Raw genomic sequence first — 23,361 nt, 5'->3', positions numbered from 1 at the left:
AGTGCGGCCCTTTCCCACCCAACCAGTGGGAATGCCGGGCACCTCGCGGCCTGTCAACCGTCGAAAGGCCACGGACCGGGTCCCGGTTCGTGGCCTTTCGACGGTTGGAGGGGTGGCGCGGTCAGGGGCCGGCGAGCTGGCCGGAGTCGACGGCCTGGACGATGCCGACCACCGTCGAGAGATACGCCTGCGAGTGGTTGTAGGAGAGCACCGCCGCCGTGAGGTCGGCCGGGCGCGAGAGGTCGCGGCCACCGGCGCAGAGGTAGTTCGCGGCCGCGAGCGCCGCGTCCTCGATGTTCTGCGGGTCCTTGACGCCGTCGGCGTTGCCGTCGGCGCCCCAGATGCGCCACGTGCCGGGGATGAACTGCATCGGGCCGACGGCGCGGTCCCAGACCGGGTCGCCGTCGTAGCGGCCTCCGTCGGTGTCGCGGATCGCCGAGAAGGAGCCACCGGAGAGCGCCGGACCCCGGACCGGCGGGACGGCGTCGTGCGACGCGTCGAGCGTCCGGCCACGGAGCGAGGACGACTCCACCTCGCCGATGGCGGCGAGCAGCATGACGGGGATGTGGCAGGCACGCTGCCGCTCCGCGGCGGAGGCGTATGCCGCCCAGATGATCTCGTCCTTGGTGCGTGCGGTCGGCCGCGTGGTGCCCTTGGGCGGCACGGTGACGACGACGGGGATCTTGATGACCGCCTTGGGTCGCCACGGTGTGGGGTTGGCGCTCGACCCGCCCCCCGGCTCGAGGGTCGCGGCGACGACCGGAGGCGCCTCCTGCGCGAGGGCCGCAGCCGCGACGCGGATCTCGTCGAAGACGGGCAGCACGAGATCGCCTGCGACAGAGCCGAACCCGCTGTCGAAGAGCGGCGGCGCCGGTGGCGTCGAGCCATCACTGCTGGCCGTGGCCGCAGCGCCTCCCGGGACCAGCGGTGAGAGCAAGGGCGCCGGGGTCGGGGTCGGCACGGCCGGCGCGGTGTCGGCCACGGCCCGCGCTGCGGACCCGACCAGGGCCGTCGCCACGACGACGGAGGCGGCCACGGCTCGTGCCGCGGTCAGTCGTCGCCTGGTCGCCCCTGACATGTCCCTGTCCTTCCTCGGGCGCGTGGCCGCCCACTCACCAGTACAGCGCGAAATCCTCGACTGCGGCAACGAACGCCGAGTCCCACAGGACCACGGGCCATCCTGCCCTCCGGCCCGACTCGTCGCGACGGGAGGGCTCCACGGCCGTCACCGACTCGCGGCGGATCGTGGGGTGACAGTGCCGGTCTCGTCCTGAGCCGAGTCGGTGCTGCCGGGGACGGCGGACGCCGCGGGCCGGGCAGCGGACGCCGCGGGCCGGGCGCCCCCGCGCTCGGCCACCGCGCGCGTACGACCCGGTGCCGGAGCCGGACGGCGGCGGCGCCTCCAGAGCAGCCAGGCGGCCCCGATCACGGCGGCCACGGCGAGCGCGGCGGACGCCGAGGCCAGCAGCCCCGAGATGGGCGCCCGCGACACGACCGGGGCCGGGTCGGAGGCGCTCGGGCCGACCACCCAGTGCACGGTGCTGCGCACGTCGTCGAGACCGCGCCGGTGCACGACGACGTCGACGTCGACCGGTCCACCGGCCGGCAGCTCGAGCGCCGCCGACCAGCGCGACGGCGTCACGGCGGTCGCCGTCACCGGGGCCTCGGCCGCGGCGGGACGAGCCTCGACGCCACCGGACGAACCGCCTCGGACCGTGACGGAGACACCCGTGACGGGCCCGGGGGACGGCCGACGGGTGTCGAGCACGTCGATGAGGGCCACGCTGGCGCCGGGACGGTTCGGCCGCAGGGCGAGGGTCTGCTGGAGGTCGGCGACCGGCCGGTCGTCGATGACGCTCGGCGCCTGCGCGCTGACGAGGCGCGGCGAGACGGCGGGCTGCCCCGTGGCGAGGAGACCACCGAGGGCGGCGACGACGAGCAGCCCCAGGGCCTCCGCCGCGATGAGCCGCCGGCGGACCCGACCGTCCTGCAACCCCCGAGGGTGCAGGGCGCGGGTGGTCGCGAGGGCGACGAGCCCGACGAGACCGGCCAGGGCGACCTTGGCCAGCAGGACGCGACCGTAGGTGGTGAGCAGCACGGCATCGACCGAGACGACGACGTCGCTCGCGAGGTAGACGCCGGTGACGGCGACGACGACGACCGAGACCGTCGCGGGAGTGCGGAAGCCCCGCAGGATCCCGCGGACGTCCGCACGGGAGAGTCCCAGCCGCGCGGCGCGCACGCCGAGCAGCGCGAGGGCGGCCACCGAGCCCGCCCACAGGAGGGCGGCGACGAGGTGCGCGGTCGAGGTGACGACCCACGTCGGGCCGCCGCGGACGCCGAAGTGACCGATGCTCACGGTGAGCAGGCCGGCGCCGACGAGCGCGGCCGTGGCTGCGACGTCGCGCGACACCCTGCCCGATGCCGGCCGGTCGGGTCGGAGGGCGAGCGCCGCTCCGAGCAGGGCCGCCTCGCGCAGCCCCCACCGCAGCACGTAGCCGGGGGTGAAGGCCCCGGCGCCGAAGCGGACGAGGTCGACGAGCGCGACGGCCAGGGCGGCCGTCGCCCCGACGACGAGGAGACGGAACGCCTGACGGCGCAGCCAGGCCCGCGGCATACCGCTCGTCGCCTCCGGCACGCGGCGCAGCAGGCGCCCGACGACGACGGCGCCGAGCCCGGCCCCGATCCCCGCGAGGACGGCCCACCGGCCGACGAGCTCGAAGAGGTCCGGGTTCGTCTCGCTCGGACCGGCCGCCTGCACCTCGCTCTGCACGCCGAAGGCGAAGATGCCCGCGGACTCGTGGAGGTCGTCGCTCGACAGGGTCCGCCAGGACACGTGGTAGGCGCCGACGCCGAGCGCGGGGATCGTGGCCACGACGGTCGCCGGGGCCTCCTGGTCCTCGTCGCTCTCGACGAGCGTCATCGCCGTCGGAGCCACGCGGTGGCCGTCCGGCTCGGTGACGATGATCTCGGTCGAGGCGAGGACGACGTGCTCGGTGAAGCGCAGCTCGATGGTGCGCGGGGCGGCCGCGAGGCTGGCCCCGTCGGGCGGGTTGCTCGACGCGAGGTAGGCGTGCGCCGAGGCCGGGCCCGCGCCGAGCGCGACGAGCAGGGCCGAGCCGAGCGTCACCGCGAGGGCCAGCAGGGCCCGTCGCAGTCCCAGCAGGCTCATCAGAGCACCGGAACGTGCTCGAGGCGGAGGCCGCCGTACTCGATCGTCACGTCCTCACCGGCGCGGAGCGCGCCCCCGGTGTTCTGGTAGACGAAGTAGTACGTCGCGCCCGCGCGGTTGATGTGCCCCTGCCGCATGACCGAGACGCGGTTCGTCGAGCCGTCGCGGGCCTCGCTGCGCAGCACCGGCGGGTGCTTGACGTCGGCCTGGAAGCGGCTCGCCTTGTCGACGTCGAGGACGACGTAGCTGACGGTGACGAGGCCACCGTCGCCGACGACCGCGACGCGAGAGATGCGGACGCCGAGGGCCGTCTCCATCGCGTCGGAGTGCGGGACCGGTCGCCCCGGGTCGTCGCCGCCTCGCAGCGCACGGGCCCCGAGGAGACCGAGGACCGCGACGACGAGGACGGCGACGACGGCGAGCGCGACCCTGGCCCGACCCTGCCGACCCGTCCGGGTGGACGGGGCGGAGGGTCCGGTGGGACCGGCCGGCTGGACCGGCGGAACTGCTGTGGTGGTGCTCATTCGGACTGCCCTCCGATGCTGCCGGCCGGGGTCACGGGCAGGTGACCCCGGCACGAGGTGGGACCGGATCAGGGGATGCTGTTCCGGGTCGAGACGAAGCTGTCGAACCAGGCCGTGCCCGCCGTGGTCGACGTGGTGCCGGCGATGACCCCGAGACGAGCCGTCTCGATCTGCAGGGCCGTACCGGTGTTGTTGCCGCTCCGCGTGTCACGCAGGGTGCCGTCGACGCGGAGGGTCAGCGACCCGCCCGTCCCCTGCACCCAGTCGATGCGGATCGTGTGGGCGCCGGAGGCCAGGCTGAGCGCCGGGCTCGTCGTGGCGCCGAACGCCGCGCGGTTCATCACGGTGCGGAGCGTCACCGCCCCCGTGCCGACGCGGTGGTACTGCACCGCGAACGACTGACCCGTGGCGCTGCGCCCCTCGAACACCGTCAGCCAGGCCGTCGTGCTGGTGCCCGACGAGAGCGTGTTGGCGTTGAAGGAGAACTGCGCGCGGTAGGTCGTCTCGGCCGACGGCGTGGTGTCGGTGACGTACGCCGGGGTGGCCGAGCCGGTCGCGACCATGCCGTAGCTGCCGGTGCCGAACGGTATGCCGGCAGCCAGGCTTGTCGAGACTGCCCCGCTCCGCCCGAACCAGGCGAGCAGGTTGCCGCTGTTGAACGTGTCGCTGAAGATCGCGTTGGGCCGGGTCACCTGGACCGTGACCGCGGACGCGTTGCTCCAGCTGCCCGCCGCGTCCTGGACGCGGAGGTTGAACTGGACCGTGCCCGGCTGGATGCCGGTCAGCGGGATCGCCGCCGTGACACCCGTGCCCGAGTCGGTCACCTGGACCCGCGTCGCCTTGCCGGCACCGGGGTCGGTCGTGCCGATCCAGAACTCGGCGCCCTGGAAGCGCGGCCCGACGTAGGTCGGGACCGGGGCCTCCGTCACCGGCGCGGAGAGCGTGACCGTGGCCGAGCCGTTGGTCGGGTTCGGCGAGGCCGACGCGGCCCCGAGGACCGGTGCCGTCCTGTCGACGAAGAGCCGCACGAGGGCGTTGCTCGCGGTGAGGCTGCCCCAGTTGCCGGCGGCGTCCTTGCCGTGCACGTAGACCTGGTGCTCGCCCGGTGTCATCGCCTTGACCTGGGTCAGCGGGATGAGGCCGTAGACCTGCTCCGTCGGCGAGTCGAACGCACCGTCGACGGCGATGAGGCTGAGTCCCTTGCCGAACGTCGGGGTCGTGCTCGTCGGGTCGACGAAGGCCTCGCCGGCGAGCACCGAGCTCTGGAGCCCGTTGCCGGCGTCGCGGTCCTGCAGCTCGGCAGAGATCACGAGGTAGCCGGGGTAGGACTTCGAGCTGAGCACCGCGTTGGTCGGGTTGGGGCCGACGGTGGCGGCGTTGACGGCCGGCGCTGTGAGGTCGACGGTGAGGTCGACGGGCACGGCCGGGCCCCAGATGTTCTGGGAGTTGCGGCTGTGGACCCACACCTTCGCGGTCCCCTCGCCGAGCGCGAGGACGTCCGCGGCCGGGATGGTCCCGGTCTCGGCGACCTTCGTCGCGACCCGGTTGAGGGTCATCGCGTGGCCGGTGCCGTTGGCGCCGGCGGCCGCACCGAGGAAGTACTCGGCTCCGGTGATCGTGCCTCCGGCAGCGGTGTCGTCACCGGTCGCGTTGACCGTGACGGTGCCCTTGCCGCTGGCGGGCGACGGGCTCACCGAGAGTGCGACGGTCTGCGGGCCGGACTTGGCGACGTTGAGGATCACCGACCCGACGACGCCCCAGTTGCCGGCGGCGTCGAGACCGCGCACGAACACCGTGTGCTTCGTCGACGTCAGGCAGTGCAGGTCGACGGGAGGCACGGGCGCAACACAGTCCGCTGCGGTCGCCACGGCCGGGATCGCGCCACTGACCGTGGTGGTCTCGACCCCCCAGGTCCCGGTCATCGGGACGCCGCTGCCGACGCCGACGGTGACCGCGTCGTCGACGACGAACTCGGCCTGGCTGACGGTGCCGTGACCTGTGGTCGCGTCACTCACGGTCGCGGTGACGGTGACGGGGCCGGTGGCGTCCGTCGGGTTCGGGGTCGCGGAGATCGCTGTCGAGACCGGGCCCACTCCGTCGGTCGAGGGTGCAAGCGCGTTCGTGTCGAGGAAGGTCATCATGCCGCCGAACGCCACCGCCAGCGGGTCGGCCGTGGTCTGGCCCGCGTTGTCGAGCCGGGCCGAGGACTCGTAGACCGCGACCTTCGACTCGGGTCCGGTGGGCACGGTGACGAGCGCATCGACGCTGACGCCGGGGTCGACCGGCACGACGACGGACGGCTCCGGGAACGCGAGGCCGTGCCCGTCGTGCGACAGGACGACCTGGTCGGCGCCGAGGGTGCTCATCGAGTGCAGCTCGGACCCGACGTTGACGTAGCGCAGGAGCACGGTGTGGCCCTGGTCGGTCGGCACGGGGTCGCTCGACGGGAAGGGCTTGCCGTTGATGAGCCGGTAGGCCGGGTGGAACTCGCGCATGTCGAAGGTCGTCGGGTGCGCGTTGAGGGCGGGGTCGATCTCGCTGAGCACGAGCACCGCCTCGTCGTTGTACGCCTGGCCGTATGCCGTGCCGTCGCCGAGGACGACGAGCGCACCGGCAAGACCCATCGCCACCTGACGGGCTCCGCCCGAGGTGTGGCCGGCCTCGTAGAGGAACGTGCCGGGCCGGCCTGCGGTGAAGACGTAGCGCGCGGTGGCGCCCGGCGCGATGCCGGTCGTCGCGGCCGCCGTGGGCAGCCCCTCGGTGATGGACGCCGCGGGCTGCCCGGGCAGCGCGAGCGAGGTCGGCTCGTCGAGGCCGTTGTGCAGCGTCAGCACGACGCGGTCGCCCTGGCGGGCGATGATGGCCGGGCCGGGCGCGGTGGCCGCCCCGGCCGAGGTCGTCGAGTAGCCCCAGATCGGGATCGGTTGTCCGAGAACCTGGTTCGTGCCGGGCTTGGCCCAGAGGTCGCACGCGACGATCTCCGGGTCAGGCGCGGACGCCGGCGTGACGGTGCAGCCGGGCGTGTTCGGAGTCAGCTTGCCGACCGGTGCCGCCGGCGCAACCGCGGGTGCGACAGCCGGGGCGACGGAGGAGGTGACCGCGGAGGCCGACGTGGCCACGGAGGCCGGCGAGACGGCATACGCAGTCGCGGCGGCGAAGGGGACGGTCGCGAGCGCGGCGGCGACGGCGGAGACGCCGAGGCGGTGCCGGAGGCTGGGTCGAGAGGTCATCGTTGTCGTCCTCAGCTCGTCGGGCAGCCGGCGGGCGGGTCGATGCGGAAGACCGTCATCATGCCGCCGAAGGCTGCGCCGTAGTTGGTCGCCTGCTGGAGCGCGTGGCTGTGGGCCACGTGGTAGTACTCGCCGCACTCGTTGTTCACGGTGATGTTCGACGGGAAGGTGCCCTTCGTGCCGAGGTAGGGGCTCTCGCTGAACCACGTGTCGGCGCCCACGAGGAGCTGGTCGGTGATGACGGGAAGCTGCGTCGGGATCGGGTTCGTCGTCGCGTTCCACTGCTCGACGTCGCGCCAGTCCATCAGCGCGTCGACGGTCTGCCCGGGCATGACGTCGATGTCGTACTTGAGGTACGAAAGATCCTGTGGCGCAGTGGCGCTCGTGCCCTGGAGGGCATGACCGTCCTTGTTGACGACGCGTTCGTCACTCCCGTGCGGGTGGAAGGGGTAGTTGCCCCGTCCCGCGTTGAGGTAGCGGATGACCGCCGGGAGCGGGTTGCTGGTCGGGTCGTACGGCTTGATGTGCACGAGGGCGCCGTAGGGCTGGCTCGGCAGCCACGAGGCGTTGTTGGGCGCCAGGGTGTCGGGCATGCTGCGGCCGTTGATGAGGTAGTAGCGCGCGTTGTAGGCGCCCCAGTCGACGGGCTGAGAGCGCTCGACGGCCAGGTGCACCTCGGGGTCGATCTCCGAGAGGAGGAAGACGTACTCGTGCTGTGGGTTGAAGGCCGAGTCGGCGCGGGCGTTGACCTGCCCGGCCGCCCCGGCGGGGCGCACGACGAGCGCTCCGTAGAGGCCCATCTGCTGCTGCTTCGTCACGTCGGTGCCGCTCGAGTAGAGGTACGTCCCGGGCGAGCCCGCCGTGAAGGTGTACGTCACGGAGCCGCCCGAGGCACCGGCCGGCTGGACCATCGAGGTGAGGGAGCCGCCCGTGTCGAGCTGGGGCTGGGCCGGGTTGCCGTTCGCCTTGACCGCCTTCTGGCCCGGGAAGAGGATCGAGGTCGCCTCCGGCAGGTCGTTGTGCAGGATGACGGTGACCGGCTGGCCGGACGTGACGCAGAGGACCGGCCCGGGCAGCTGGAACTGTCCGGAGCTCATCCCGTAGCCCCACATGTAGATCGAGTTGCCGTCCGGCGTCGAGACGTAGCCCGTCCGCGCGGTGAGCGAGAAGGTCTGCTGCGGGTCGGTCTGGCAGAGCAGCCCCTCGGACGTCGCAGCCTGGGCACCGGCGGTCGAGCCGACGGCCACCGCGGCGACGAGGGCGCCGACGGCCGCGAGGATGCCCGTGCGCCGTCGGGTGCGCGCGGCACTCGCCGCGTCACCCGGGTGGCGTCGTGATCGGTTGAGTCGCATGATCGTCCTCCGTCGGCTCGTCAGGTGTTGGGCTGGGTCTGGAGCCCGTAGGTGCCGGGCGCGCCGACGCGGAGGACGGTCATCATGCCGCCCCAGCCGGGTCCCCCGCCGTTGCCCAGATAGGCGTAGTTGCGGTCGTAGAGCAGGTACTCGCCGGGCTGGTGGGGCGTGACGAGCACGTCCCGGCTCTCGCCGGGCCCCACGTCGACGGTGTTGGTCTCGAGGTAGTTCGTGTAGCCGTCGCGACCGCGGAGCAGGGTCGCGTCCTTGGCGATGATCTGCATGTCGACGTTGTCGAGCGTCAGGGCGTGGTTCTGGTAGCCGAGGTTCGACATCCGCAGCAGCACCGTCTCGTTGACGTTGCAGGTGATGAGCGAGCTGATCGGCTGGTACTGCAGCCGACCCGCCGCCGTCGACGTCGGGTTGCCCCCTGGCGCGATGGTGTCGGGGTAGCCGCGGCCGTTGAGCAGCCAGAAGCTCGGGGCGTAGTCGGTCCAGTCGCTGACCTGGATGTGGGCGTCGCGGTAGTGGGCGGCCGACCACAGCTCGGTGATCATGAAAGCGAACTCGCGGTCGTAGCGCGTGCTGCCGTCGCCGTCGTTGTACGCGTACTTGGTGCCCATCGGGTGGCCGGCCACCGGCGCCCTGTTCTGCTTCGGCCGCACGAAGACCATGCCGGTCATGCCCATCTGCACGTGCTCGACGTCCTCGAAGTGGCAGTGGTACATGTACGTGCCGGCGTCGCGGGGGCGGTAGAAGTAGGACAGGTCGCGCCCGATCGGCACGGCGAGCGAGAGCTCCGGCACGCCGTCGAAGAGCGGGATGGCGTTGACGAAGCCGTGCCAGTGCAGCGTGTGGCCGTCGAAGAGGTCGGGCCGCATGACGAGTCCGAGGTTGGACAGCGTGATCGTCACCTCGTCCAGCTCGTCGAAGGCGAGCATCGGCGCCGAGATCTGCGCCTTGCCGCGCGTGGCCGCCACCTGCGTCGCCGACATCCCCGTGACGTCACGGAAGCCGAAGACGTACGTGTCGAAGGGCGACGGCGCGAGCGAGTCCGGGAAGAAGGGCAGGTCGTCGGGCGAGCCGGCCGGCATGCTGACCCAGCCGTCGGTGCCGGCCAGGTGCACCGACTTGGCGGGGCCCGTTGCGGCGGCCTGCACGACGGTCGGGCGGGCGGCCTGCTGTCCGAAGCTGAGGCGCGTGCCGAGGAAGACGCTGCCCACGGCGCCCGCCCCACCCAGCATGACGGCTCGCCGGCCGAGACCTGAGCCCGCCGTGCGCCGTGCGGCGTCTGAGCGTGATTCGTCGGTCATGAGGTGCTCCTGAGGTCGGTCCGGCTCCTGGGCCGGACGGGTGGTGAGTGGGTTGGCCCCCGGGGCCCGGGGGATCCAGTGGGAGTGACTGGGGTGCCCCGGGGGCCGGACTGGGGGTTACGGGTAGTACTGGTCGGAGCCGGAGTCGTACCGTGCGGCAGTCCCGGATCCGGTCGGCCTCGCCTGGTTGTCGATGTCGCGCGCTGCCGCGGTGACGGTCGCGGTCCACTGGGCGGTGATGCCCAGGAACGTCTGGCTTCCGTAGACGACCGAGGTCTTCCCGCGGCCCTTGGCGTATGCCGTGGCTGCCGTCCCCGAGAGGTGGTAGTCCGCCCGCAGGCGAGGGGGCAACAGGGCCGTGACGATGGCCGCCTCGCGGAAGGCCGGGAAGGTGCGTGCGGCGAGGACGGTGACCGTCAGCTCGGGCGTCGGGTCCTTGAAGCCGGGGGTGTCACTGACGGTGACGCCCACTCCGCCGTCGGTGCCCGTCGTCGTCTGGATGACACCGCCCACCGGGTGGAGCGTGCCCGGGCCGCCGACGACCGCCATGTCCCAGGGGTCGACCGAGTTGGTCGCACCGTCGGGCAGGGTGCCACCGATGCCGTAGACGTAGCCGCCGACGTAGGTGCCGGCGCGGTTGTCGTTGAAGACGTTGTCGAGGAGCACCGGCTTGCTGAACGTCGACTGCCCGGTGACCTTGACGATCGCGAAGGCACCTGCGCCGCCGCTGTTGAGCCTGGCCATGAGCGGGTCGCTGTTCGGCCCGGTCGCGAGGCCTGCCGGGGCCGGGAGACCGTCCGAGGTGACCGCGGTCGCCGTCGTCATGTTGCCCGCGACGGTGTTGTCGACGAAGTTGACGAACGGCGCGTCGTCGAGGGCGATGCCGCCGCCCTCGTGGGCCGACACGTTGTTGGTGACGGTGTTGTTCGTGATGGTGATCGTCTGCGGGTCGGCCTTGGTGACGTGCGTTCCGGCCACCTGGAGCAGTCGGATGCCGCCGCCGTCGTCGCTCGCGAGGTTGGCGTCGATGACGTTGGCGTCGATCGTCGCCTCGCCCGTACCGGGGCTGAGGCCGGTGGGGCTCGACGGCAGCTCGCCGGCGAGCATCACGGCGCCACCCTCGTCGTAGGAGCTGTTGAACCAGATGGTGTTGCCGGTGATGGTGCCGCCGTTGTTGCCACCCGTGTTCGACATGTAGCCGAAGGCCGTCATCGCGCCGCCGTACTCCGCGGAGAAGTTGCCGCAGATGGCGTTGTGCAGGACCTTGTAGCCATCGCTGCCGGTGAAGAGGCCGATGCCGCCGGCGAGGTTGGTCCCGCCGTTGTTGAGCACCTGGTTGTCGGCGATGAGGGTGTCGTAGTTGCGGTTGTCGCCGGTGTAGGGCGTGCCGACGCGGATGCCGCCGCCGTAGCTGCCGCTGTTGCCGACGATGACGTTGTCGGTGATGCGGACGCTGCGGTTGTTGTTGTGCAGGTAGATGCCGCCGCCCTGGGTGACGAGCGCGCCGGCCGCACCGTACGGCGTCGTGACGCCGCCGGTCAGCACGTTGACGTTGCCGGGGAAGTCGGACTGGGCGCCGCCGGTGACCTGCAGCCCGTCGATGGCGACGGGGTATGCCGTGTCGCCCACGTTGGCGCGCGCCGGGTCGTCGAGCACGGTGATCGTCGCGGCGTCGGGCACGTCGAGCTCGCCGCTGTAGGTCAGCGTCCCGAGCCGGGTGATCCACGCCGTGCCGCCGGGCAGGTCAGGGCTGAAGCCGGACCCGTCGATGATCGAGCCGGGCACCCACCGCTGGGAGCCGTCAGCGTTGGTCGTGAAGCCGCCGGGACCGACGCCCTGGATGGCGACACGGTGGTGGACGAGGAGGTTCTCGTTGTACTCACCGCGCGGGTTGAGCGCGGTCGCGGCGCCCGGCCACACGACGACGAGCCAGTGCCGCCTCGTCGAGGACGGCGTGGCCGCCTCGAGCGCGGCCTGGACGTTGCCGTACGCCTTGCCCGGCCCCACCTCGACGACGCGCGGGTTGGTGGCGGTCGTGCCACTGGTACTCGTCTGGGTGCCGAGGTTCCAGACCGTCAGGCCGTTGTACGTCGAGCGCTTCGACCCGTTGGTGACGGTCACCTTGAGGGCGCCCGCTGTCGTGGTCAACAGCGTGGGCACCGTGAACGTGATGCTCGTGTCGGACCACGGCCCGACTGTCACGGGGACGTTCGTGCCGGCGCTGTTCGTCAGCGTCACGGTGCCGGTGCCGCGGGTCGCCCCGAAGCCGGTGCCCGTGATGGTCACGGTGCGGTCGGCGGCCGCCGACGAGGGACGCACATACGGCCGGCTCACGGCGAGCAGCTGCGGGTCCGTCGTGCCGAGGTTGCAACGCGCCGGGTTCGACGCGGTGGTCCCGGGGGCGAGCACCGTCGCGGCGGCCTGGGTGGGCGCCGTGTCGGTCACGGTGTAGAGACCGGGCCAGCCCTGGAAGTTCGTGCTGATCGTCCGGTAGGCCGGGTTGTAGTCCGGGTTCGGGTCACCCGGTCCTCCGGGGTCGTTGCCCGTGAAGCGGTACATGTTCGGGCAGGGACCGGCCGGGACCGGGCAGTTGTACGTCCCGGTCGAGGGCTCGAGGGCCTCGTAGAAGCCGTTGAAGTCGGTGTGCGTCGTGTCGACGAGGCGTCCGCTCCAGTCGTAGAGGCCGACGGGGACGTTGGGCAGGCCCTGGGCCTCGCCGTAGTTGGCGCTCCGCTTGTCGAGGGACAGGCCGAGGTCGTTGATCGTCAGGCCCCAGAAGTGCGTGGGGATCGGGACGGGCGTGTAGAGGTTGAAGTTCGGGGCGACGGTCTGGCCGCTGCGGACGGTGATGAGCTTGGAGTCGCACAGGGGCCGGTCCTGGCCCTCGAAGGGGCTGCCGCCGCCGTCGAGGAAGGCCGGGTTCGTGACGCGCACGGTGTGGAGCGCGCCCGCGCAGCCCGAGATGATGCCGGCTCCCTGCGACGGGGGCTGGGTCGGGGGCAGCGGGTCGTTGCCGGTGCCGGGGCCGTCGGAGGCCGCCTCGGCCACGGTCGGCGGGAAGTTCTCCTGGGAGAGGTAGCTGTCTCCGTCGAAGACGTTGACGTCCTCCTCACGGGTGACCTGGTACATCGGCTTGCCGTCGACCGGGTCGGTCGGGATCTCGACCGAGGTGATGTAGTCACCCGCGGGGAGGTCTCCGAAGCCGTAGTTGCCGTTGACCGTCTGGCCGGCTGCCCCGGGCGTGCTGTCGGACGGGCCGACCTGCACTCCCATCATCGGCGCCTCGACGCAGAGGTTGTTCGCCTCGGGCCCGGACTCGGGCAGGGCGAGCTGGTCGGTCAGCTCGGTGCCGTCCCACTGGCGAGCGGTGCAGCCCCGCGGCGGGGCCCACTCCTCGCTCGGGTACTGGTCCTGCACCTCGGCGCCCTTGACGAGCGCGCCGCGCTCGGGATCGGCGTTCGCGATGGTCGCCGGGGCCGTGGGGTCGGTCTCGTGGGCCGGGTTGGGCACCGACAGCGGCACGATCGCCTTGCCCTGGCGGCACGCGTTCGCCTTCTCCTCGGCCGTCGTGGCCGTGCAGGGCACGGAGGCGTAGACGTGCACGTTCACGTCGGGGATGCCCGGCTGGTAGTCCTCGCTCACGGCGTCGGCGGGGTCGAGCTCGTTGCGCGTCACGTCGTAGGACACGGTGGCGGCGATGCCGCCGTTCTCGTTCGTCGCGTACGGCTCGACGCCCCAGTCGATGCGTCCCGAGAGGCCGATGACGGGCAGGAAGTCGATGTCGACGAGCCCGCCGAGGATGGTCGTCGGGGAGTCCTCGTTGTCCGCCTGGTAGGTCACGCCGGTGGTCCGGTAGCGGGTGTTGAACGCCTCGAGGACGAGCCACTTGCTGAGCGGGTAGCCCTCCTTGATGTCGTAGACACCGTCGTCGCCGGTGTTGACGAGGTTCGTGTACTGGTCCATGAGCGAGTTGTCGCGCTCGCGGACGGTCAGCGTGAAGCCGGGGACCGGAGCCTCGCCCGGGTCGCGCTTGCCGTTGCCGTTGTCGTCGACGAAGACGGTGCCGCGCACGTGCGTGAACCAGCCGACGAGCATCTTGTTGCCGACGTCGACGAGGTCGCCGCCGGACACCTCGACGTTGAAGCTCCAGAGGATGTAGTCCTGCGCGTCATCCCAGATCGTCAGCTGGTAGGTGCCGTCCGGGACGTTCTTGATGTCGAAGGAGCCGTTGGCCGCGCCCCGCCCGACGTAGACGGCCGCGTCCCCACCGGTGAGGTCCGAGAGCGCCACCCACGGCGACGCGATCGGGCCGGCGTACTTCGACCCGGCCCAGCCGGTCTCGGGGACGACCTGGCCGTTCTGCCCACCGACGTAGGGCAGGCCGGCGACGGCGACGCCCTTGACCTCGCCGGTCGCGGTGGACGTGGGCATGGCCTTGACGCGGACGAAGCCGAACTGCGTCGCCGGCACGGGCTCGGCGCCCTTGATGAACTCGGTGTCGAGGCCGGTGTCGCCCTCCTGCACCCAGATGTCGTGGTCGTGCCCGCCCTCGAGGGTCGTCGTCTGGACCCAGCCCGACTGGCCGGCGGGCGGGGAGACGGTGGCGCCGTAACGGTTCGGGCCGAGGTTGGGGATCGTGATGACGCCCGAGGCGTCGCTCGTGCACTTGCCGGTGGAGCGGGTCGTGTCGACGACCGGCTTGCCGTCGGTGCCGAACGTCATCCGTCCGGCGGCATCGTGCCGGTAGACGGTGCACAGGGCGTTGCCGTAGTAGTCGGTGCTCACCGGCCCGAGGACGTCGGAGAGGTTGCCGGTGAAGCCGGACAGACCCCGCTCGGCGTCGGCCTCGTAGGTGCCGTCCGCGGGGACGTTGTCGTTGAAGACCTGGATCTTGATCGTGGCGAGCGGCAGGGGCAGCGGCTGCATCGCGACGTCCACGAGGCCCTTGAGCCCCGCCTTGACGGTGAAGTGCGCGCCGTCGATCTTGTAGCCGTCGGCCGTGACGGAGATGAGGTACTTGCCGGGGGCCAGACCCTCGAGGACCTTCGCGGAGTCGAGGTCGGCCTCGGAGCCTTGCGCGACGATCTTGGAGAATCCGGACGTGGGCCGCACCGACGGCCACGGGCAGCTGTCGGCATAGGGCTCGGTCGGGTCGCCCGCCTGGGGGGTGGCCGGCTTCGTGCTGCCGCCGGGCGCCCGCGACGGCAGGCACCGGTCGAGGAGCGGGGCGTCAGCCGTGCCCGGGTCGCCGGTGCTGTCCTCGTTGACCATCCACTGGTATGCCGTGACGTGGTCGCCCTTGTGGATGAAGCCGGGCCCGGCGCCCACGGAGCGTGCGCTCGCGACGGTCAGGGTGATGCAGCCCTTCCCCGCGGCAGTCGTCGTCGGGCAGGGTCCACCCGTCGGAGTGGTCACCGCCGGTGCCGCGGCCGGTGCCGCGGCGGGCGCCGCGGGCGCGGCCGCCGGTCTCGGCGCGGCTGCCGCTGCAGCCAGCGGTCCACCGACCTGGGCCACCCCCGCGATGGCGAGTGCGGTCAGTCCGGCGATGATCGGGACGCAACGCCTACGCAGCCTTGGCATGTCCACGGCAACCCCCACGTGATGCTCTGCAGGGCTCGGTGCGAGCCCGTCGTCCCGAGAACGTCGCACGCGCCGTCATGGCGCTCTGCGGAGATGGGTCGACGGCTCAGGCAACTGTCATCGACGGGGTTGGTCTCGGCTCAGGGACCTGTCATGCCGTTGCCAGCCCGCCGTCATGTTCCTGTCATGTTGGCGCCCGATTTGCGCTGATAGATGCGGGTCTCGACCACGGATTTCCCAGCTCTGTGACCTTTCCCACTCCGCCGTCACACGCTCGGATCCATACTTGGCGACAGATCGGGGAGGGGGGACTTTCATGGCAACTGTCATGGTGGTCGACGACGAGGAACGCGTACGCACGTTGCTGGCGAAGTCGTTGTCGTCCCAAGGACACTCGGTGGTGACCGCTGCCTCGGCCAACGCCGCGATAGACCGGCTCGCGTCGAGGGACGTCGATCTCGTCGTGCTCGACCTCGTGATGCCCGGGCTCAACGGCATGGCCGTGCTCAACGCGATCAGGGAGCGCAAGCAGACGACGCCGGTGATCGTGCTGTCGGGCGTCACCGACGTGGGAGCCCGGGTGGAGGCGCTCGACCGCGGGGCCGTCGACGTCGTGTCCAAGCCGTTCAGCCTGACCGAGCTCATGGCTCGCGTCCGACGCAACGTCGGGGCGGCGCGCGCTCCCGCTGACGACGGCTTCCTCGAGGTGGCCGGCATACGCCTCGACGTCGGGCGCCGCCGGGCGACGTTCAGGGCGCGCAGCGCCGCCCTCACCGAGCGCGAGCTGAGCCTGCTCGCACACCTCATGCGGCGCGCCGGCCAGGTGTGCCACAAGGAGGAGCTGCTCCACGACGTCTGGCACCTCGACTTCGACCCGGGCAGCAACGTCGTCGAGGTGTGCGTCGGCAGGCTCCGCGCCAAGCTCGGCCAGGACATCCCGGTCGAGACGCTGCGCGGCGTCGGGTACGGGCTCTACGAGGACGCCTGATGGGACGGCACCGGATGGTCCTCGTCTGGAGTGTCATCGCGGCGCTCTGCTCGGCCGCGATGATCGCGCTGCCGGGCAGCGAGACCGTGCCGTACCACATCGCCTGGGCGGCCTTCGCGCTCTGCTTCGGCCTCGAGCAGTGGAGCCCGCGGTCCACGTGGGTCGGCCTCGGCGTCTTCACCTTCGTGACCGGCGCGATCCTCGTCTACCGCGTCATGACCGACGTCCTCGAGTGGCAGGAGACCACCGAGATCCCGCTCATGCTGTTGCTCATGGCGCTCATGATCTGGCACGTGCGCCGTCGTCAGCAGGCGCTCTCAGATCTCACGGTCAACGCGGCCCGGGAGCGCGCCGACTCGACGATGCGTGAGCTGCTCACGCTGCGCACATCACACGAGATGCGGTCGCCACTCATGATCTCCCGCGGCTACCTCGAGATGCTCATGGACCGCACGCCACCCGGGGAGGACCACGCCGACCTCCAGGTCGTCGACGAGGAGCTGGCGCGGCTCACCCGCGTGTGCGAGCGGCTCGTGCGGAGCATGCGCGTCGGCTCCGACCTCGAGGTCACCGAGGTCGAGCTCGACTCGGTGCTCCACCAGACGGCCGAGCGGTGGTCGGCCGTCGCCCAGCGAAGCTGGAAGGTCGAGTCGTCGGCGCTCACGCTCCAGTGCTCGAGCGAGCGGCTGCGGGCCTGCCTCGACACCCTCATCGAGAACGCCTTGCGCTACACCGCGCACGACGACGACACCGTCCTCCTCTACGCCCGCCCGATGCGCGGCGCCATCGCTATCGGGGTCGCCGACTCCGGCCGCGGCTTCACCACCGACATGCTGCGCTCGGCCGCCGGTCAGGACCTCCCGAGCAGCGTGCTCGACGGCGTGCGCGACGACCTCTCCCAGACCGGGCTCGGCCTGTCCCTCGTGCGCGACGTCGCGACGCGACGCGGCGGGTGGGTCCAGCTCGGGGTCTCCGCGTGGGGCGGTGCGGACGTCGCGATGATCCTCCCGGTGCGTCCCGCGGTGCCCGCCCTGCCCGTCGCGCGCCCGACAACGGTCATCGCCCCGGAGGCCGCCGACCAGGTGTCGTTCTGGCGCTCCGCAGTGCGGCGCGAGCCGGACACCGGGACCGGGGCACGCAGCGCCTGAGGGTTCAGTCCCCGCGCGACCACCGCAGCCGCACCCGCTGGCCGGGGCGCAGCTGCGCGGCGAGCGCGATGGCTCGTGAGGTGAGCACGGCGACGACGGGGTAGCCGCCGGTCACCGGATGGTCGGCGAGGAAGACGACGGGCTCGCCACCGGGTGGCACCTGCACCGCCCCGGGGACCATCCCCTCGCTCGGGAGCTCGCGGTCGGCATACGCGGGCAATCGCTGGATCGCGTTGCCCTCCAGGCGGATTCCTACGCGGTTGCTGCGCGAGGAGACCGCCCAGGAGGTCTCGTCGACGCCGGTGAGGTCGCACCAGCCGGCACGGGGGCCGGGCACGACGTCGAGCACCGCCTCGCCGTCGGTGAGGCTCGGTTGCGGTGCCACCTCGACGACGGGGAACGTGGCTGGTGGCGGCCCGATCGGGAGCAGGTCACCGGCGCCAGGCAGCGGCGGACCCACGCGCGCCAGGGTGTCGGTCGCGCGTGAGCCCAGCACCGGCGCGACCGTGACGCCGCCACGCACCGCGAGCCACGTGCGCAGGCCGGCAGCGGGCACCCCGAGGGTGAGCACGGCCCCGTCGACCAGCGCGACGGGGGCGCCGTGCGGGACCGGCCGTCCGTCGACGTCAGCGGGGCAGGGCGCGCCGGTGAGCGCGACGAGCAGGTCACCATGGGCGCGCACCGAGAGCCCGCCGAGGGTGACCTCGAGGGACGCGGGCGCCGGCCCGCTCGCCTCGTGGGGGGCGAGCAGGTGCCCGACGAGCCGCAGACCGAGGAGGTATGCCGTCGGGTCGGCCGCCCCGGAACGGCCCACCCCCGCGTCGGCGAGACCCGGGCGGCCGAGGTCCTCGACGAGGGTGAGCGGCCCGGTGGCCAGCACCTCGAGCCCCCGCCGCCCGATGTCCCCACCCACCCGAGACCCCCCAGAGTCGAATGGCCCCGTCGTCCCCTGAGCCCCACCCATCCGAGACCCCCCGGAGTCGAGTGGCCCCGTCGTCCCACCCCTCCCCGTGACGGGTGGGACGGCCGGGGTCACGGGGCCACTCGAGGAGGTCTGGTCGGCGTCGACGAAACGGACCGACGTGCCCGGCGCGAGCAGCGCGGGCGGGTCGCGGTCGACGTCCCACAGCACGGCGTCGGTCGTGCCGATGAGCTGCCACCCGCCGGGGGAGTCCTGGGGGTAGATGCCACTGAAATCGCCTGCGAGAGCGACGGATCCGGCTGGGACACGTGTGCGTGGCTCGCCGCGACGCGGCACGTGCAGGCGCGGGTCGCCGTCGACGAGATAGGCGAAGCCGGGCGCGAAGCCCCCGAACCCGACCCGCCACGTCGTGCCCGTGTGGGCGCGGACGACCTCGTCGCGGGTCAGTCCGGTGAGGTGGGCGACCTCGTCGAGGTCGGGCCCGCCGTAGCGCACCGGCACCTCGACCACGACCTCAGCCGCGTCGGTCGGCGGGGCGACCGCCACGGTCAGGCGGGTCGCCTCGTCGAGGCACGCCAGGCCGACGTCCGACCGCCGCCCGGGGTCCCGGAGCACGACGAGGACGGTGCGCGCCCCGGCCACGAGGTGGTCGACGGCCTCCCAGACACCTGCGGCACGCTCGACCATCGGTGCCAGGTGGGCACGCAGGGCGAGCGCGGCATCGGTGTCGGCCACCTCGACGAGCAGGGCTGCGCCGCCCATCGGCAGCAGCCGGGCCTCCACGCTCAGCCTGCGAAGGGGCGGATCTCGACGCCGGACTGCTCGAGCGCAGCGCGCACGGCCCGCGCCATCGCCACCGCGCCGGGGGTGTCGCCGTGGATGCACACCGACTCGGCCCGCATCTCGACATCGGTGCCGTCGACGGCGGTCACGAGGCCCTCCTGCGCGAGCCGGACGACGCGGACGGCCACCTCCCCCGGGTCGTGGAGCAAGGCTCCGGGCTCGGTCCGCGGGACGAGGCGCCCGTCGGGGGTGTACCCGCGGTCGGCGAACGCCTCGGTCACGGCGCGCAGCCCCGCGTCCGTCGCGAGCTCGAGCACGAGGCTGCCGGGCAGGCCGAGGACGGGCAGCGACGTGTCGACCGCCACGACGGCGTCGACGAGCGCCCGGGCCTGCGCCTCGTGGTGGACGACCGCGTTGTAGAGGGCACCGTGCGGCTTCACGTAGGCGACGTCGGTGCCCTCGACCTGGGCGATCGCGGAGAGGGCGCCCAGCTGGTAGATGATGTCGGCGGTCAGCTCGTCCGGAGGGACGTCCATGAAGCGGCGCCCGAAGCCGACGAGGTCGCGGTAGGCCACCTGCGCGCCGACGACGACACCCCGCTCGGCGGCATACCGGCAGGTCGTGCGGAGGGTGAGCGGGTCGCCGGCGTGGAAGCCGCACGCGACGTTGGCGCTCGTCACGACGTCGAGCACGGCGGCGTCGTCGCCGAGCGTCCAAGCGCCGTAGGACTCCCCGACGTCGGCGTTGAGGTCGAGGCGCACGACCCGATCCTCCCGCACGCCGGACGGCTCCGCCGCGGCGTTCACCGCAGGCCTGCGTAGTGCTCGGGTAGACGCATCGAGTATGCCGTGAGCAGCTCGCGCGCGACGGTGACCGAGTCGACGAGCGGGTGGAGCGCAAAGGCTTGCACCGCAAGGGATCTGGACTGCTCGACGGCGGCCCGGATGACGAGCTCGTCGACGGCCTTGACCTGCTGCACGAGCCCCAGCGCGTGGCCGGGGAGCGGGCTCACGGTGCCGGGGACCGGCCCGGCCGCGTCGACCCGGCACGGCACCTCGACGACGGCGTCGTCCGGGAGCCCCACGACGGCGCCGCCGTTGCGGACGTTGAGGATGAGGCGCGCCGGCTCGTCGCGCGCGATCGCGGCCATGAGCGCGAGCGCCACGCCCTCGTAGCCGCCTCCCTCGACGTCGGCCTCGGCCCGCTCTTGCGTGTGCCCGTCGTCGCTCTCGCGGGTCTCCTGCATGTAGGTCGCGTTGCGGTCGCGTCGCACGGAGTCCCAACGCTGCCAAGCCTGCTCGGGCTCGTCGGTCACCCCGGCGTAGAAGTCGGCCTGCTGACCGACGAGGTACTCCCCGCGCGTCTGCGGCGCCCCGATGATCTGGGCGATCGCGTCACGGGTGAAGTAGTAGTAGAAGAGGTACTCGTTCGGCAGGGCACCGAGCGTCCTCAGCCACTCGGTGCCGAAGAGCTGGCCCTCCTCGATGGCTCCGAGCGCGACGTCGTCCGCGAGGAGGTCGGGGAGCAGGTCGCGGCCGTCGTGGCGCAGCCCGGCGAGCCAGCCGAGGTGGTTGAGCCCGGCGTAGTCGATCTCGAGGTCGTCGAGATCGTGGCCGAGGGCCCCGGCCGCGCGCTTGGCGAGGCCCAACGGGGAGTCGCAGATGCCCACGACCCGCGCACCGAGCACCGACTGCATCGCCTGGGTCACGAGCCCGGCCGGGTTGGTGAAGTTGATGACCCACGCGTCGGGCGCCAGACGGCGTACGCGTTCGGCGACGTCGAGCGCCACCGGCACGGTGCGCAGGCCGTAGCCGACACCCCCGGGGCCGGTCGTCTCCTGTCCGAGGAGGCCGAGGTCGAGCGCGATCCGCTCGTCGGCGGTGCGGCCCTCGAGACCTCCGACCCGCATCGCGGAGAAGACGAAGTCGGCACCCGCGAGCGCCGTGTCGAGGTCGGTCGTCGCCGTGACCGTCGGCGGCGCGGTCGCCGCGCCCCGGGCGGCCTGGGCGCCGAGCACCCGTCGCATGACGTCGAGCCGCGCGCCGTCCGTGTCGTGCAGGACGACCTCGGTGACGCGCCGGTCCGCGGTGTCGCGCAGCAGCGCGCCGTGGACGAGCGGCACGCGGAACCCGCCCCCGCCGAGGATGACCAGCTTCATGGCAGCACCACCCTCGGACCGTACCAAGGTGTGACGACGGGGCCACTCGACGTGGGCGACATCGGGACGATCTGCGCCGACACGGCATACGACCGTGGGAAAACCCGGCGAGTCGCGGACGGCAGTGCGGGATCATGGGGGCGTGCCGCCCCACCACACGTTCGACCCGCTCGCGTCTCGTCGCACCGCCGACGAGCCGGCTCTCGACGTGTTCGTCTGGGGCACCGTCTTCCTCGACATGATCTTCGCGGGGCTGCCGAGCGCGCCGAAGCCGGGCACCGAGGTGTGGGCCGAGGGGCTCGCCTCGTGCCCCGGCGGCATCGCCAACCTCGCCGTCGCCACCCGTCGCCTCGGCCTGCGCACGGGTCTCGCGGCCGCCTTCAGCGACGACGACTACGGCGACTTCTGCTGGCGCACCCTCGAGGAGCAGGAGGGCATCGACCTCGCCCGGAGCCGCCGCTTCGCCGACTGGCACAGCCCCGTCACCGTCTCGATGTCGGTCGACCGCGACCGCAGCATGGTCTCGCACGGTCACCCGTCCCCCGTCGCCGCCGCCGAGCTCATCGGGACGCCCCCGCGGTCTCGCGCGGTCATGGTCGACCTCGGCGAGGACGAGGCCTTCGGCGCGAGCGGCCGGACCTGGGTCGACCGGGCGCGCGACGACGGAGCGCTCGTCTTCGCCGACGTCGGCTGGGACCCCAAGGAGGAGTGGTCGCCGCACGTGCTCGACCGGCTCGAGCGCTGTGACGTCTTCATGCCCAACGCCGTCGAGGCGATGGCCTACACGGGCACCCGGTCGCCCGTCGAGGCCGTCTACGCCCTCGCCGACCGCGTGCCCGTCGCCATCGTCACCGACGGCGCCAACGGGGCGCTCGGCATCGACGCCCGCACGGGCGAGGAGTCCCAGGTCCCGTCGCTGCGGGTGCAGGAGGTCGACCCGACCGGCGCCGGCGACGTCTTCGGGGCCGCCCTGCTCGTCGGCACGCTCGCGGAGTGGCCGCTCGAGCAGCGGATGACCTTCGCGAGCCTCTGCGCGGGCCTCGCGCTCCAGCAGTACGGCGGCTCCCTCGCGGCACCCGGCTGGGGCGACCTCGCCGACTGGTGGACGGCCCTCGTCTCCGACACGAGCGGCGACGCCTACCACCGCTCGCTCCGGCGCCGGTTCGGCTTCCTCGACGAGATCGTGCCGCGGGTGCCGGTCACGGCGTGCCGTCGCGCGACCGCGACGATCGCCAAGCGGGCCGATGTGCAGGACCTCGACTGACCGTCGTCCGCTGCCACGCGGCACGATGGTGACGTGACCGAACTGCCCGCCGAGTTCCCCGCGGAGCTCCCCGCGGAGCTGCCCGTTGACGTCGGCGACCTCGCGGCCCTCGACCTGCGTGCGGCGCAGGTGCAGCACTGGTCGATCGCCGGCGACTCCTTCACGTGGACCCTGCTCGCTGGTGACACCGGCCGGGGCCACGAGCTCGCCAGCATCACCTACGTCGGCGCCGTCGTGCTCCACACCAACCGCCGCGACCTCGACCGTGCCGTCGCGGCCGCCGCCGAGGTCGAGCGGTCCGAGGTCGTGCCCACCCCCGACGGCGGCTTCGAGCACCGGGTCACGCTCGTGCCGGCCTACCCGCTCGTCGTCCGCTTCTGGAGCGTGGAGGTGCGCCGGATGCCGGCACCCGACCACCTGCGGCGCCTTCGCTGACCCGGAGACCGCGCCACCCGGCATACGCCATCAGGGGCGACGGCACCATCGACGACCGGGCCCCGGGGTGCCATGGTGAGTGGATGGAGAAGTCGTCGTTGACCGCCCTCGCCCGGGAGCTGCTCGAGCACGCCAGGACGACCTCGAGCGGTCGCGGCGCCGACACGGTCTACGGCGGCCACGAGCACGTGCTGCGCCAGACCGTCGTCGCGCTGGCGGCAGGTCGGTCGATGACCGAGCACGAGAACCCCGGCGAGGCGACGGTGCAGGTGTTGCGCGGACGGGTGCGCATCAGCACCGCCGACGCGGCCTGGGAGGGCGCGCCGGGTGACCTGCTCGTCGTCCCGCAGGCGCGCCACTCGCTCGAGGCACTCGAGGACTCTGCCGTGCTCCTCACCGTCGCCAAGCTGCCCTGACCCGGGCTGCACGGCCCACGCCGTGGGTGGCCGTCAGGCGGCCGTGCGCGGTGGATCACCGGCAGCACACGCCGGC

Annotated in this window: 15 protein-coding genes; 5 read left to right on the top strand and 10 right to left on the bottom strand. The window is 72.6% G+C overall.

Going from position 1 to position 23,361, the window contains the following annotated elements; translation table 11 throughout:
- Positions 1–121: 121 nt before the first annotated feature.
- The 7 genes from ASE25_RS23405 to ASE25_RS06025 all read right to left on the bottom strand — a co-directional run bounded on the left by ASE25_RS23405 (position 122) and on the right by ASE25_RS06025 (position 15,171).
- Entirely contained in the window at positions 122–1,078 is a 957-nt protein-coding gene (locus tag ASE25_RS23405) for a lytic transglycosylase domain-containing protein (protein ID WP_235508553.1), read from the bottom strand.
- Positions 1,079–1,225: 147 nt separating this feature from the next.
- Entirely contained in the window at positions 1,226–3,172 is a 1,947-nt protein-coding gene (locus ASE25_RS06050; RefSeq protein WP_056823589.1) for a copper resistance protein CopC, read from the bottom strand.
- Positions 3,172–3,696, bottom strand: coding sequence for a hypothetical protein (locus ASE25_RS06045; protein ID WP_056823587.1), 525 nt, complete (start codon positions 3,694–3,696; stop codon positions 3,172–3,174). Before ASE25_RS06045 ends, ASE25_RS06050 begins: the two co-directional genes overlap by 1 nt.
- A 68-nt stretch (positions 3,697–3,764) precedes the next feature.
- On the bottom strand, positions 3,765–6,926 hold the full coding sequence (locus tag ASE25_RS06040; protein ID WP_056823584.1) for a multicopper oxidase domain-containing protein: 3,162 nt from the start codon (positions 6,924–6,926) through the stop codon (positions 3,765–3,767).
- An 11-nt stretch (positions 6,927–6,937) separates the two neighbouring features.
- A complete protein-coding gene (locus ASE25_RS06035; protein WP_056823582.1) occupies positions 6,938–8,278 on the bottom strand; it encodes a multicopper oxidase domain-containing protein in 1,341 nt (446 codons plus the stop codon).
- Positions 8,279–8,298: 20 nt separating this feature from the next.
- Complete coding sequence (locus tag ASE25_RS06030) at positions 8,299–9,591, bottom strand: multicopper oxidase domain-containing protein (RefSeq protein ID WP_056823579.1); 1,293 nt, start codon at positions 9,589–9,591, stop codon at positions 8,299–8,301.
- A 117-nt stretch (positions 9,592–9,708) separates the two neighbouring features.
- The gene (locus ASE25_RS06025; RefSeq protein WP_157623332.1) at positions 9,709–15,171 is read right to left on the bottom strand and encodes an IPT/TIG domain-containing protein; all 5,463 of its coding nucleotides are present in this window, start codon (positions 15,169–15,171) and stop codon (positions 9,709–9,711) included.
- A gap of 316 nt (positions 15,172–15,487) precedes the next feature.
- On the opposite strand from ASE25_RS06025, the gene ASE25_RS06020 reads away from it, so the two are divergent.
- Both ASE25_RS06020 and ASE25_RS06015 read left to right on the top strand, forming a co-directional pair.
- Entirely contained in the window at positions 15,488–16,159 is a 672-nt protein-coding gene (locus ASE25_RS06020; protein WP_162260590.1) for a response regulator transcription factor, read from the top strand.
- Entirely contained in the window at positions 16,159–17,307 is a 1,149-nt protein-coding gene (locus ASE25_RS06015; RefSeq protein WP_056823569.1) for a sensor histidine kinase KdpD, read from the top strand. The genes ASE25_RS06020 and ASE25_RS06015 overlap by 1 nt, the downstream gene beginning before the upstream one ends.
- 4 nt (positions 17,308–17,311) lie before the next feature.
- On the opposite strand, the gene ASE25_RS06010 is transcribed toward ASE25_RS06015, so the two are convergent.
- Genes ASE25_RS06010 through ASE25_RS06000 form a run of 3 tightly spaced genes read right to left on the bottom strand, consistent with a single transcriptional unit; the run spans position 17,312 to position 21,170 of the window.
- Positions 17,312–19,012, bottom strand: a complete 1,701-nt coding sequence (locus ASE25_RS06010) for a carboxyltransferase domain-containing protein (RefSeq protein WP_056823567.1) — start codon at positions 19,010–19,012, stop codon at positions 17,312–17,314.
- 2 nt (positions 19,013–19,014) lie between these two features.
- Positions 19,015–19,773 (bottom strand): LamB/YcsF family protein, encoded by a 759-nt coding sequence (locus tag ASE25_RS06005; protein WP_056823971.1) that lies wholly within the window; start codon positions 19,771–19,773, stop codon positions 19,015–19,017.
- Between the two features lie 41 nt (positions 19,774–19,814).
- Positions 19,815–21,170, bottom strand: coding sequence for a 6-phospho-beta-glucosidase (locus tag ASE25_RS06000; protein ID WP_056823564.1), 1,356 nt, complete (start codon positions 21,168–21,170; stop codon positions 19,815–19,817).
- Between the two features lie 142 nt (positions 21,171–21,312).
- Between ASE25_RS06000 and ASE25_RS05995 the strand changes: the two genes are divergently transcribed.
- From ASE25_RS05995 to ASE25_RS05985, 3 genes are all read left to right on the top strand, one after another.
- On the top strand, positions 21,313–22,434 hold the full coding sequence (locus tag ASE25_RS05995; protein WP_056780726.1) for a carbohydrate kinase family protein: 1,122 nt from the start codon (positions 21,313–21,315) through the stop codon (positions 22,432–22,434).
- 33 nt (positions 22,435–22,467) lie between these two features.
- On the top strand, positions 22,468–22,869 hold the full coding sequence (locus tag ASE25_RS05990) for a hypothetical protein (RefSeq protein ID WP_056823561.1): 402 nt from the start codon (positions 22,468–22,470) through the stop codon (positions 22,867–22,869).
- Positions 22,870–22,952: 83 nt separating this feature from the next.
- The gene (locus ASE25_RS05985; protein ID WP_056780721.1) at positions 22,953–23,285 is read left to right on the top strand and encodes a cupin domain-containing protein; all 333 of its coding nucleotides are present in this window, start codon (positions 22,953–22,955) and stop codon (positions 23,283–23,285) included.
- The last annotated feature ends 76 nt before the right edge of the window (positions 23,286–23,361 follow it).

This window comes from Terrabacter sp. Root85, from assembly GCF_001429185.1.
Taxonomy (GTDB): Bacteria; Actinomycetota; Actinomycetes; order Actinomycetales; family Dermatophilaceae; genus Terrabacter.
This window is presented reverse-complemented; position numbering and strand designations above follow the sequence as displayed.